This is a genomic window from Paraburkholderia sp. (assembly GCF_026225065.1).
In the GTDB taxonomy this organism is placed as follows: domain Bacteria; phylum Pseudomonadota; class Gammaproteobacteria; order Burkholderiales; family Burkholderiaceae; genus Paraburkholderia.
The window spans coordinates 1-11,838 of sequence record NZ_JAMFSB010000191.1 but is presented as its reverse complement, the minus strand read 5'-3'; the positions used below and the strand labels follow the sequence as shown (position 1 = coordinate 11,838).

Here is an 11,838-nt window from a genome sequence, read left to right as displayed (position 1 = left end):
TCGGCAGGAGGCGAACTCAAAAATTGCGAGGTGCTGTTGTTCGGCAACTCGCCGGCGGCCACCAGCGATTTCACGATCCGTCACGGCATCCTCCACGACGTGGTGGATGCGGATGCGATCCGCGCCTTGCTCGACGATACGGCAACAGCTGCCAGCCCATCCGGCAGCGAAGCGGTGGCGGCCGTGTTCGCCAAGGCCGATGCGAGCCCCAACGGCCGCATTCGCGGCTGGCGTACCACCATGCTGTCGGACGCGGATATCAATTACGAGCGCCACGCCCGCGCAGCGCTGGGCGCGGTGATTACGTCGATTATCGGGAATCCTGCCATTTTCGTTTCGGGCGGAACCGAGCACCAATGCGCGCCGGGAGAAATGCCGATCGCCGCGATCATGCGTGTTTGACGGACGGGGCGCGAATCTTGACGAATCAAAATGGACTGTGGGCCCGCTCGGCCGCCGATCTTTCAGAAGCGTACGCCAGCGGCACCTGCTCGCCGGTCGATGTATTCAATAGCGTGGTGGCTCGGACCGAGGCGGTCAATGCGCAGATCAACGCGGTGGTGACGCTCGATCCCGCCGGGGCCCTGCAGGCCGCACACGAGAGCGAGGCGCGCTGGCGTGCGGGCACGCCGCTCAGTCAGCTCGATGGTGTGCCGATCACCGTCAAGGACAACTTGATGGTGCGCGGCATGCGCTCGACATGGGGCAGCGCCCTGTACTCGGAATTCATGCCGCACGCCGATGAACTACCGGTGGCACGGTTGAGGGCCGCGGGCGCGGTGATCTTCGGCAAAACTAATTGCCCCGAGTTCACGGTGCAAGGCTATACCGACAACCTGCTGTTCGGGCCAACGCGCAATCCGTGGAATCTGGCGTTGACGCCGGGTGGCTCCAGCGGTGGCGCAGTGGCAGCGGTCAGCGCGGGCTTGTGCCCGATCGCGCTCGCCACCGATGGCGGCGGCTCGATCAGGCGCCCAGCGTCTTATACGGGTCTCGTGGGCCTCAAGCCCTCACGTGGACGCGTAGCGCGCGCCGAAGGCTTCGCCACCGTGCTGCACGATTGCGAGGTGGTCGGGCCAATCGCACGGACGATCGAAGACGTGCGGCTCGTGATGCGGATCATCGGCCTGCCCGATAGCCGCGATCCGCTGTCCACGCAGTTGAAGGAAGATGCGTTCGAAGCTCAGACACCTCCGCCCTGCCGCATTCTCTACGTACCGAGCTTCGGCGGTTCGCCAGTCGACCCTGCGATTGCTCACAGCGTCGCCCAGGCGGCCCGCGCCCTCGAGTCGCTCGGCCACGAGATCGACGTCGGCAGCGAGCCGTTCGATATCGACGCACTCGGTCAATCGTGGTCGGTCGTGAGCCAGACGGGCTTGTCGTGGCTAATGGGTTATCACGATGGATGGGAAGCGCAGGTCGGCGACGAGATTCGCAAGCTCATCACGAGCGGGTCCGCCTTGTCCGCTTCGCAGTACTACGAAGCGCTGACTCAGTTTGCGAAGCTGAAGCGGGAGCTGGAGCAGGTGTTCGATAGCTACGACATGATCATGACGCCGTCCGCTGCGGCGATGCCGTGGCCCGCGTCCGAGGCGTTTCCGAACATAATCGACAACCGCACGGTCGGCCCGCGCGGCCACGCCGTTTTCACCGCGTTCGTCAACATGGCCGGAAGTGCGGCGCTCAATCTGCCAGCCGCGCCTGCGCCGGATGGCATGCCGATCGGCTTCCAGCTGGTCGGGCCGATCAGCAGCGATGCGCTGCTTTGCAATGTCGGCGCGCAGTACCAGCGGGAGTATGTCGCCGACATGCCGTGGCCGGCGCTCTAAGCGGGGTTCCGTAGCGCGTGTCGTCCGGTGGCGCTTCGCCGCCGGACGAATCGCTCAGTGGTGGGGCTGGGATGCCCTGATGCGCAGGATCTCTTCCATTTCCTTCGGCAAGCGGCCGCCCATGGCCGCCGTGATTTCGCGGGCCGCGAGCATGACATGCCAGCTCAGGTTATCGAGCCGCTCGTGGGTGATGCGCAACGTCGGGCCGACTACCGAGATCGCCGCGACTGCCACGCCAAACTCGTTGAACACCGCGGCTGCGACGCAGCGCAGACCGACCGCCGTCTCTTCGTTGTCGATCGCATAGCCGGCCCGGCGGATATCTGTCAGCGCATCGTGTAGCGCCGTGCCTCGCACGATCGACTGTGGCGTGCGCCGCTGCAAACCGCCGTTCTGGATGATCTGTGTGGCCCGCGCGGGCGGCAGCCACGCCAGGATGGTCTTGCCCATCGCGGTATTCGCTAGCGGCGAACGACTGCCCGGCCGCGAGATTGCCCGCATCATCTGCTTGCTCTCGACCTGGTGGATCAACAGGATTTCATCCTGGTCGAGCCCGCCAATGTTGACGGTCTCGCCTGCCAGATCGCGCAGCCTGCGCACGATGGGCGTCGCCAGTTCCACCATGTTGCGGCGTGGACCAAAGGCCGAACCGACCGAGAAGCACTGCGCACCGATTCGCCAAAGATTCTTGTCTGCCTCGAACGAAACGAAGCGGCGCTGCTGCATGGTCGTCAGCAGCCGGTGGATGGTTGGCGCGGGCAATCCGCTACGCTCCGCGAGATCGACCAGCCTGTAGCCGTCGTCGTCTTCCGCGAGGATCTCCAGCAACGAAAGCGCTCGCGACAATGCCTGCACCGAGGTCCGGTCTTCGCGAATGATGGGTTGAACATTGCCACGCGTTCTGGCGCGGGCCGTCTTGAGGGATTCGCTGGTCATGGCTGCTGGCACCTTGTCGTTTCGCGACAGCGTTGCTGTCGCGCCGTACTTTTAATTTCTGACATAGTTAAGCAAGTCCCATGCCGTTCCTGGACTCGTATTTCGACGCGTTTGCACCATAGAAGCGACACGCGCTCAACGTAATTGTGCATACAACCGCATCCATGCACCACGAGGGTTCAACGCCGGTGCTGCGCGCGCCTTGCGGCGAACCTCTGGCCGTCCTCAGTCCGCCAAAGCCCCTTCATTCAAAAGAAAAAGTCTCCAAGCGATTGAAAACAAAGTGCTTTTCTCCGCACTTTCATCCTGCGAAATCGTCGCTCATGGGGGATTCTGGCTCGTTACTTTGCCGACAGTTCCCATGAATGCCACGCGGGCTGTTCACGGGCCACTCATCCTTCAATCGCTGTGCGGATAAAAACATGAAAATCAGACCCAGGCACTCAGCACTTCGCGCGCTGAGCTGCGACGCGCTCAAGCTGCTTATGTTAGTTATGCCAATTTATGCGTCGGCTCAGACTGTAGACGCCACGCAGCCGCCCGTGGTGAACGATCTTGTCGACATGTTCACGCAAGGGCAATTCTCCGGCGATTTCAGGACGTTTTACTTTGCCGCTCACAACGCCTTCTTCAATAAAGGTCTTAACCAAAACACCATCAACTATGGCGGTGGGCTCGCCTACCAGACCGCAACGCTCTATGGATTTTCTCTCGGCGCAAGCGGGTATATCTCGCGCCCGCTGTTTCACCCATCCGACCCGTCGCGGATCGACGGCAGCCTGGGGCCGACTTTCACCGAGCTCGGCGAGGCTTATGTGAAGTATCAGCACCAGCTCTTTAGCGTGACGGCAGGCAACCAGGAATTCGATATCCCGTTCATTTCGCCGTATGACTATCGGATCGCGCCGCAACTGTTCCAGGGTGTATCGACTACCTACGGTACCAAAGACAACTATATTCAGGCCTTCCGCATGTTCCGCTGGGAGTCGTGGATCAGTGGCTCCTTCACCAACCAGACGACGTATAACGCCAGTTTCGATTCCGCGTCGAAAATTGGCAACGAGAGCACGAGCGGATTCTATGGTGCGGGCGGCGCGGGGACCCTTAATGTCGGCCCGCTCAACCTCAAGGGGCAGGCGTGGTACGTCAACTATATGGACTACACGCAGATGGGCTATGCGGATGGCCGGATCAGCGCAAACGAGGGTAGCTTCAGGCCGTATGTGGGCGCACAGGTTGCGATCGAGGGTGGCTCCGCTGGCTTGCTCGGCGACGTGCATAGCCAGGTGTACGGGCTGCAGCTCGGCGTGAAGCACAACTCGATCGACGCCAACCTCGACTACGACTACACGCGGCCGGACGCGCACTCCTACCTCAACGGTGCGCTGGTGACGCCTTACGCACACAACATCGCTTCAGGCCCGCTGTTCGCCCAGCCGTTCATCACCAGCACACAGGACCTGGGATCGGGCGCCGCTTATGGCGTCGAGGTTAGTGGCAATCCGATCCAGAGCCTCACGCTGGGCGCGGGTTACTCGTTCATGCACCTGATTAGCACGCCGGGCACGCCGTATCTCGACCAGTCGGAATACCTCGTGTACGCCATGTACAACTTCTCAGGACGCCTGAAGGGGTGGAACGTGACAGACTTCTTTGCATACCAGACGTCGCCGGCGAAATCTTCGCAGTTCTTCCAGAACCGGCTGCAGATCCAGTACGCGTGGGGCCAGTAGACCAGTGTCGCGGTGCCGGGCACGAGCACTGCGAGGGGTCGTCCGTGGCGGGTCATCTCTCGTGGTCAATCGCGGATTCTTGCGGTGTATTGCCGAAACGGCGGTTTATGTACTGTGGGATGTTTGCCGGAGTCACCACGACCACGGACGATGAATCGCCGATGGCCGACGCCGGCAGCAGTTTGTGGAAATGCATGATCTGGTGGCAAGCGTTGCGCAGATCCAGACGCAGGTCATGATGTAAGACTGCGCTAATGCTTCCATCGCGCAACAGCCGAATGTTGTCCCTGTCGAGATCATGCGCAATGAAGCACTGTGGCGCTTTTCCCATCCCATGCAGGGCGCGCAGTATCGCGACGTTCCCCCCTCCCATCGAGTACACCGCTGCGATGGCCTTTTTCCTGCCGATTGCTTTTCGCACGCGCTCTTCAGTCTGGGCGTCGAGCCCGTGGCCGCCACTGGCGTCGACCAAAGTCAGTTTCGGATAGCGCCGGTGCAGCTCATCGCGAAAGCTGTCTTTACGCTCTTCCTCGCCCCTGAAGCTGTCATCGCTCATCGCCACAAGGACGTTACCCTGTGAGTGCGCCAGCCACTGGCCGATCAGATAGGCAGCGGTCGCGCCCGCCATCCGGTTGTCCAGACCCGCGTATGCGATACGCGCCGATCGCGGTATATCGGTGAAGATCGTCACGACGGGAATGCCTCGTTGACGCAGCGCGGCAATTGCGTCCGTCACCTCAGGGACGTCGCGTGCCTTGAGCAACACGGCATGCGTGCCTCTGCGGCCCATCGCCTCCAGTGCGTCCACCACCTGCGCGGTCGTCATGGTGTCCTGCATCGTGAAGCGTGGCCTGAATACGGCTGGGCGTAGAGTGGGAAGCTCCGATTCAAACGCTTCGCGTATCTCGTCGCAGAAGCGGCTCGGCGCTTCCACGAGGACGTCGACGACAAGTTTTCTTCCGGTGACCGCCAATTGAAACTGCTGCCTCTCCAGTTCCTTGATCGCGTGTTGAACCCGTTGACGGCTGCGCTCGTGCACGTTTGGACGGCCATTCAGCACACGGTCGACCGTGGCGAGGCCAACGCCGGCCTGCAGAGCGATTTCCTTCATCAGGAAGCGACGGGACATGGATTCCGTTTGAGGTGTTTTTGATGTGTTTATGGTACCGCAGACCAGTGCAACGGCAGTATTGTTAGGGAAACCAATTAGCAACCCTTGTGTAAGAGTGCCCTTTCAAGGGATCGGAGACAGATATGGACACGCAACGCTTACGCCCGGTTGACGGGCGCCGGAAACCGTACCGTGAACAGGATTGTTCGCTTCGCGACTTTGTCACCGTATTGCACGATGGGCGCGCTGCGGTTCGAACCGAATACGCAGACGAAACACGGGAGAACGTGCCGTTCTACGATTGCAGCCGGTTAAGCGGGGTGCTTGAGGATGCGGCGCGGCGCACGGAGCTGCAACTCGAGTGGGCCGACATTCTGGAACATGGCGCAGGCGTGCTTGTATTGAAGCGCGCCTTTCCCGACACCACGCCAATCGACGATGCAACGGCGGTCTTCGACGCGATCATCCACGACGAGCGAGAAGCCGGGAGCGCGGCAGCCGATCATTTTGCCAAGGCGGGAGCCAACGACAGGATATGGAATGCGCAGCAAAAGCTTTGCTTGCGCGCCCCGTCCGTGTTTGCCCGTTACTACGCCAACCCCGTGCTGGTTGCTGCGGCGCAAGCATGGCTAGGCCCCTGTTTCCAGGTGACGTCGCAGGTGAACGTCGTACGTCCCGGCGGCGACGCGCAACAGGCGCATCGCGACTACCATCTGGGATTCCAGACCGTAGCAGAAGCCGAACGCTATCCGGCACACGTCCATACGATGTCGCCCTTCCTGACACTGCAAGGCGCGGTCGCACACAGTGATATGCCGGTGGAAAGCGGACCCACCAAGCTGTTGCCGTTCTCGCAGCGCTACGCGCAAGGCTATCTTGCGTGGCGGCGCCCGGAATTTCGAGAGTACTTCGAGGCGAACTACGTTCAGTTGCCTCTCGAGAAAGGCGATGTGATTTTCTTTAGTCCTGCCCTTTTTCATGCGGCCGGGGCGAACCGCACGGCAAACGTTCAACGCATGGCGAATCTGTTGCAGATTTCCTCGGATTATGGCCGTGCAATGGAATCGCTGGATCGCACGAGGATGTGTGAAGTGCTATATCCCGTTTTGCTCGATCAACTCGTGACCCGCAGGTTGAGCGAAGCTGAAGCCGATGCGGTCATTGCGTCGAGTGCTGAGGGGTATCCGTTTCCTACCAACCTTGATAGTGATCCGCCGATAGGCGGTCTTGCGCCGGAAAGCCAGCAAATGTTGTTCGCACGGGCGCTGCGGGAGTCATGGAAAGCCGAGACGTTCGTTGCGGCGCTACGTCGGCAAGCGGGGCAACGGGAAGCGTAAAACGGATGACGCAGGCGCATTAGTCTCCAGAAAGTCAGCGCCCTTCCAACGGCCCTACGACTGTTGTAAAGGCAAGAAAACAGTTTTGTGCTCAGCGAAGTGGTAGTGCGTGCCGACTATCCGTTCACACCGGCGCACGGACAGCTGACCCAGGCTGACCTGTCGCGTGAACTGGCCGAACTCGAGTCAGTCGGGTATTGGCCTAGTACGGGGAACTATTCCCCGGGTATTCCTGTGATGCGAGCTCGCCTGAATGAGAAATACGCCCGGGACTGCGGGTCGCAGCACACGTCAACGGATGTTCAAACGTCGGGAGGCTGAGCAAGCTTCGGTATGTGAACAGTTGAAGATATGTCGCAGTACGGAATGATCGTCAGGCGTTGAGCGGCGAGACAACTGGAGTTAAATCCACCAGGGAGTGTATGTTTGACACCCCCTGACAGGTTTGATGCCTGCGCAGCTCAAAAGGCGTGATACATCCCCACGGACATCAGCAGTTGCTTCGAGGTGCTGGAGTCATAACCGGCCCCAGGAATTTCGGCAATCGCTGTACGCCCCACTACCGCACCATCCGCGTCGAACACCGGAGCTATGCCATCGCCGCCAGCCTTCTGAACGATCGCAATCGCATAGAGGCTGGTGCGCTTTGAAAGCGCGTACGTCACCCCCAGGTTCACCTGCTGGAAGTCCGGCTTCAGGTTCTGGTAGTCGGCCTTCCCTGCGTTGTAGATGTAGGCCGCGCCTAACAGCAACGAAGGCGTGACCCTGTAGGTTGCGCTGGCTTCGTAGGCATCCATCTTGAAGTCGTTACCGCTTCCGGCACCGGCGAAACCGTTGATGACAAAGTACTGGCTGTTTTCCAGGTCCGTGTGCGAGTAGTTCAACGCCAGCGTTGCCTGACCGATCGAATACGAACCGCCAATCGTGAACACCTTCATCGAACTGGCGTCCTGCAGCCCGACGTAGTCGTTCAATGAGCCGACGTAGTTGCCATTGGATGCGTAGACGCCGCCGGTCCCGCCAGCGTTCGTCGCAGGATTCTGAATGTCCAGATAGCCTGCGGCCACCGCGAACGGCCCGTTGTTATACGCGGCGGCCAGCGACCAGACGCGATTCGTCGAAAAATTACCCGCCACGCCGCCCAGGCTGAACATTCCTTCCACACGCAAGCCGCCCCACGTCGGGCTCACGTACTTGACGGCGTTGTTGAAGCGGATCGACTGGTTCAGATTGTCGAGATCGCCGAAGTGCGCCCCGTAGCCAGTGGCAAAATTATTGCTGGACGGAAAGTAGCCGACCGTCAACGAGGGCGGATCATACTGACGTCCAAGCGTCACCGTGCCCCATTGATCGTTGGTGAGTCCCACGAAAGCCTGCCGCCCGAATTCCGTGCCGCCCTGTCCGAGTTTGCCGTTCTGGATGTTAAAGCCATTCTCGAGTGTGAAGATCGCAGATGTGCCGCCACCCAGTTCTTCCTTGCCCTTCAGGCCCCAGAGGTTGCAACTCGGCGGCCCGCAGGTGTCCGCTTCGACGACATGACCCTTGCCGGTATTGTTGACGAACGTCAGGCCCGAATCGACCAACCCGTACAACGTCACGCTGCTCTGGGCCGCGGCCAGCGCCGGTAGCGCCATGAGCACGGCAAGACAGATACTGCTCTTTTTCATCAGGATCTCCAGGTAAAGGGGGCTGCCATTCGAAGAGGTTTTGTCAGACAGACGATTGCTCGCTCGCAGCATGCTCAAGCGCAACGCCGAGCGACACCGCATGCCGGTCAGGCAGCCGCGTGGCCAGACTGACGAGCACAACCGTCGCGGCGTTGATGGCCATCGCGATCAGTCCGGGCTCGCATTGAGGGGCGATGGCATCCCAGTAGTGCGCCGCAAACGGCGCAAGCAGCGCAATAAAGCCGGCCGCGAGACCCGCAAGCACACCAGCCGCAGTGGTCCTCTTCCACATGAACCCAAGGAAGACACCGGGCGCAAGCATCCCGATTGCCGAATAGGCGTCGAGTAGAATCTTGACGAGCGAGCCTTTCTGGCTGATCGACAACCACACGGCGATCCCAGCGAACACCGTGAGCGCGCCGCGGGAAATCACCAGAAGCGTGCTGTCCTTCAGACCCGGAAGGAACGGCGCGACCACGTTGCGGCTGAAGATCGATCCAGCAGTCAGCAGAAGCAGCGCGCCAGGCGCGAGAGCCAGCAAGAATCCGGTGCCCGCCACGAGGCCCACGATGGGCGCGGAATAGCGCTGCGAGATGAACTGCAGCAAGGCCGCGTTGAGGTTGTTGCCGGGCGGATGCGTGCCGGCCAGCAACGCAGCGAAGCCAAGCAGAATGATGAAGAAGTAGGCGAGCGAATAAAGCGGTTGCCAGATCGCATTACGCCGGATGGCGGTAGCGCTTTGCGCCGTATACGACATCTGGAACAGATGAGGGAAGACCCAGTTGCCAAGTGCGATGTTGATCGACGATGTCATCAACCAGATCGCGGTAGTGGGTGACGTAGGATCCAGACCAGGGAATCTGCCAATACCTGGATGCCGAACCTCGGCCATCTGAAAGATATCCAGCATCGATGCTGCGCCGACTTTGCCCGCTACCGTCGCGCTCAACAGCACGACAACCACGATCATCAGCACGTCCTTGACGCCGGCGGCAAATGCTGCGGAGCGCACTCCCGCGACGAACACGAACGTGATCATCAGCAGCCCCGCAATCAGTGTGGCCGTCTGCGTGGAGATCAGGTCATCCAGGGTCAACTGAACAATCAAGCCCAGGCTGACCAGCTGGATCTGCACATAGACGATCAGCGAAGCGATGCCGATCACGCCCGTCAGGACACCGAGCCAGGTTGCGTCGTAGCGGGCAGCGAAGAAGTCGGCCTGGGTAACGAGTTGACGGGTGCGACCGGCGCGCCAGATCTTCGGCATCAGCCAGTAGCCGATCGCATAGCTCATCGACACCGAACAGAAGGCAAGATACGCAGGCGCGCCTAGCGCCCATGCGTAGCCGGAGATGCCGAGCACAGCAAATGTCGTGTACACCTCGCCCGCGTTCATGAACCAGAAGATGACCGCGCCCAGGCTGCGACCGCCCACCGCCCAGTCAGACAACGTATGCCCTTTCCGGGTGCGACGGCCATAGCCCACCGCGCCGGTCAGCGTGGCAAGCAGAATCACCACAACGATGCCGAGCTTCATCGTGGCTCTCCTGCTGAACCCGACGTCGCCGCAATGAACGCCGCCTCCTCACGCTCGACGCCATGGGCACGATCGAGGCGGAACACAATCGCGATCAGCACGCTCGTCAGCACGATTCCCGCCAGTTGCCACAGCATGGGAAAGGGCAGCCCGAATGGCGCCCACGACACCCCGTTGATGACAGGCGCGAGCCCCGCCTGCCATACGAAAGGAACCGCCAATAACCATCGATACATATAACGGGGCGCGCCGCCCGTCCCGGGATCTTGTGCCATGACCGATGCTCCACGTAAAGTTACACTGCACTACTGGAGGCAAAGTGTGCATCCACAGTGCACAACATTTCAAGTGAGTCAAAAACAATTTCTCGTTCGAACGGGTTAGGTAAACCCCTGGTTATGTGCAAAATAGCGAGCATATTCGGTTTTGAGTGGAGGTGGCCGAAGACGGCCAAGGCAAAATTGACGAGCCAATTTTGTGCACCTATACTCCACACCAATGTACGACTCAGTTGCACGATATGAGGCCTCAAATTGATTGGTGAACGACTCAAGGAATTGCGAACCGCGCGCGGCATGTCGCTGCGTCAGCTGGCGAGTCTCGCGGATGTCTCACCCACCCTGCTCAGCCAGATCGAGCGGTCGGTGACCGATCCAAGCCTCGAAACGATGCGACGTCTGGCGGGTGTATTTGGCGAATCGGTCGCCTCGCTGTTCGCTCAAACGCTTGCACCCGCCGTCTGGATCAGCCGCCCGGGCAACCGCTCGAGACTGATTGCGCCGAAGGGTCGCGTCGGCTACGAGCGCCTGACTGCCGGCAACGGACAGCTCGAAGTGCTGCGCGCCGTATTACAACCGGGCGAAATCTCCGCAGACGAGCCGCGTAGCCATTCGTCCTCGGAATGCGTCTACGTCATCGCGGGCGAGCTCATCGCGCAGATCGACGGCATCGAGTACCAGGTGGCGGCCGGCGAAAGCATTTCGTTCGACTCCCGGTTGCCACACCGGTATCGCAACGGATCCACCACTCCCACCGAAATCATTCTATCGGTCACGCCACCGAACCCCTGAGCCATGACCTCTCACACTCATGACGAGCGCGCGCATGCGCCCTCGTTCGAACTCTACGATCTGCGCGTCGAAGTCGTCGCCCCGGAGGGTGCAAAACTTTACTGCGGTGCACGCGTCGGCGATTATTTCGAGCTGCATGGAGAGATGCTGCACTTGCCGCCCGGGCAAGCATTTTCAATTTATTCGCTTGCAGCGCTGCTGCCACTGCTGCCGGCCAAGCAGCGCGCCACGGATCCGCATGACTGGATGTCGACCGATGCCGAAGTGGCCTGTCCCGATCCCAACTGCCCATCGCGCTTTCGCATTTCGCGGCTCGGCAAACGCACGTTCCGGCACGTGGATACGACCGCGGTCAAAATAATTGATAAGGACTCTGAATGACAAAGATGCAGCGCATCGAGCTGGCGCCAGGCTACTCGATCTCACGTATTCTCAAAGGCGGTTGGCAACTCGCCGGTGACCATGGCAGCGTGGATCGCGCCGCCGCGATTGCCGACATGGGTGCCTATTACGACGCAGGTATTACTGCATTCGACTGCGCAGACATCTACACCGGCGTCGAAGAAATGATTGGCGAGTTCCGCGACGACTACCGGCGACGGCGCGGCGCCGACAGCC

At 60.6% G+C, this 11,838-nt stretch carries 12 protein-coding genes; 7 read left to right on the top strand and 5 right to left on the bottom strand.

What is annotated here, in order from left to right:
* Both M0954_RS14325 and M0954_RS14320 read left to right on the top strand, forming a co-directional pair.
* Positions 1–402 (top strand): ring-opening amidohydrolase (locus M0954_RS14325; protein WP_297353872.1); only part of this gene is annotated, 402 nt, incomplete at its 5' end.
* A gap of 17 nt (positions 403–419) precedes the next feature.
* Positions 420–1,829, top strand: coding sequence for an amidase (locus M0954_RS14320; protein ID WP_297353870.1), 1,410 nt, complete (start codon positions 420–422; stop codon positions 1,827–1,829).
* A 54-nt stretch (positions 1,830–1,883) separates the two neighbouring features.
* Here the strand turns inward: M0954_RS14320 and M0954_RS14315 are convergent, their stop codons facing one another.
* Positions 1,884–2,765, bottom strand: coding sequence for an IclR family transcriptional regulator (locus M0954_RS14315; RefSeq protein WP_122156575.1), 882 nt, complete (start codon positions 2,763–2,765; stop codon positions 1,884–1,886).
* A 542-nt stretch (positions 2,766–3,307) separates the two neighbouring features.
* On the opposite strand from M0954_RS14315, the gene M0954_RS14310 reads away from it, so the two are divergent.
* On the top strand, positions 3,308–4,498 hold the full coding sequence (locus M0954_RS14310) for a hypothetical protein (RefSeq protein ID WP_297353868.1): 1,191 nt from the start codon (positions 3,308–3,310) through the stop codon (positions 4,496–4,498).
* A 52-nt stretch (positions 4,499–4,550) separates the two neighbouring features.
* On the opposite strand, the gene M0954_RS14305 is transcribed toward M0954_RS14310, so the two are convergent.
* Positions 4,551–5,627 carry a LacI family DNA-binding transcriptional regulator gene (locus tag M0954_RS14305; protein WP_297353866.1) on the bottom strand — a complete coding sequence of 359 codons (1,077 nt, stop codon included), beginning with the start codon at positions 5,625–5,627 and terminating at the stop codon, positions 4,551–4,553.
* 125 nt (positions 5,628–5,752) lie between these two features.
* On the opposite strand from M0954_RS14305, the gene M0954_RS14300 reads away from it, so the two are divergent.
* Positions 5,753–6,946: a phytanoyl-CoA dioxygenase family protein gene (locus M0954_RS14300; RefSeq protein WP_297353864.1), complete on the top strand. Its 1,194-nt coding sequence runs from the start codon at positions 5,753–5,755 to the stop codon at positions 6,944–6,946.
* A gap of 461 nt (positions 6,947–7,407) precedes the next feature.
* Here the strand turns inward: M0954_RS14300 and M0954_RS14295 are convergent, their stop codons facing one another.
* The 3 genes from M0954_RS14295 to M0954_RS14285 are packed head-to-tail and all read right to left on the bottom strand — an operon-like array spanning position 7,408 to position 10,425.
* A complete protein-coding gene (locus M0954_RS14295; RefSeq protein ID WP_297353862.1) occupies positions 7,408–8,613 on the bottom strand; it encodes a porin in 1,206 nt (401 codons plus the stop codon).
* A 43-nt stretch (positions 8,614–8,656) separates the two neighbouring features.
* Complete coding sequence (locus M0954_RS14290; protein WP_297353860.1) at positions 8,657–10,150, bottom strand: sodium:solute symporter family protein; 1,494 nt, start codon at positions 10,148–10,150, stop codon at positions 8,657–8,659.
* Positions 10,147–10,425: a DUF3311 domain-containing protein gene (locus M0954_RS14285; protein ID WP_297353858.1), complete on the bottom strand. Its 279-nt coding sequence runs from the start codon at positions 10,423–10,425 to the stop codon at positions 10,147–10,149. The genes M0954_RS14290 and M0954_RS14285 overlap by 4 nt, the downstream gene beginning before the upstream one ends.
* A gap of 258 nt (positions 10,426–10,683) precedes the next feature.
* On the opposite strand from M0954_RS14285, the gene M0954_RS14280 reads away from it, so the two are divergent.
* The 3 genes from M0954_RS14280 to M0954_RS14270 form a co-directional block, all read left to right on the top strand.
* Positions 10,684–11,220 carry a cupin domain-containing protein gene (locus tag M0954_RS14280; RefSeq protein WP_297353856.1) on the top strand — a complete coding sequence of 179 codons (537 nt, stop codon included), beginning with the start codon at positions 10,684–10,686 and terminating at the stop codon, positions 11,218–11,220.
* 3 nt (positions 11,221–11,223) lie between these two features.
* On the top strand, positions 11,224–11,601 hold the full coding sequence (locus M0954_RS14275; protein ID WP_297353854.1) for a TIGR04076 family protein: 378 nt from the start codon (positions 11,224–11,226) through the stop codon (positions 11,599–11,601).
* Positions 11,598–11,838 (top strand): aldo/keto reductase (locus tag M0954_RS14270; protein WP_297353852.1); only part of this gene is annotated, 241 nt, incomplete at its 3' end. The genes M0954_RS14275 and M0954_RS14270, both read left to right, overlap by 4 nt.

Bases quoted from the DNA above. Each gene is read 5' to 3' on its own strand.
- M0954_RS14300 (WP_297353864.1), top strand. From the start codon at position 5,753: ATGGACACGCAACGCTTACGCCCGGTTGACGGGCGCCGGAAACCGTAC.
- M0954_RS14285 (WP_297353858.1), bottom strand. From the start codon at position 10,425: ATGGCACAAGATCCCGGGACGGGCGGCGCGCCCCGTTATATGTATCGA.
- M0954_RS14290 (WP_297353860.1), bottom strand. From the start codon at position 10,150: ATGAAGCTCGGCATCGTTGTGGTGATTCTGCTTGCCACGCTGACCGGC.
- M0954_RS14275 (WP_297353854.1), top strand. From the start codon at position 11,224: ATGACCTCTCACACTCATGACGAGCGCGCGCATGCGCCCTCGTTCGAA.
- M0954_RS14295 (WP_297353862.1), bottom strand. From the start codon at position 8,613: ATGAAAAAGAGCAGTATCTGTCTTGCCGTGCTCATGGCGCTACCGGCG.
- M0954_RS14305 (WP_297353866.1), bottom strand. From the start codon at position 5,627: ATGTCCCGTCGCTTCCTGATGAAGGAAATCGCTCTGCAGGCCGGCGTT.
- M0954_RS14315 (WP_122156575.1), bottom strand. From the start codon at position 2,765: ATGACCAGCGAATCCCTCAAGACGGCCCGCGCCAGAACGCGTGGCAAT.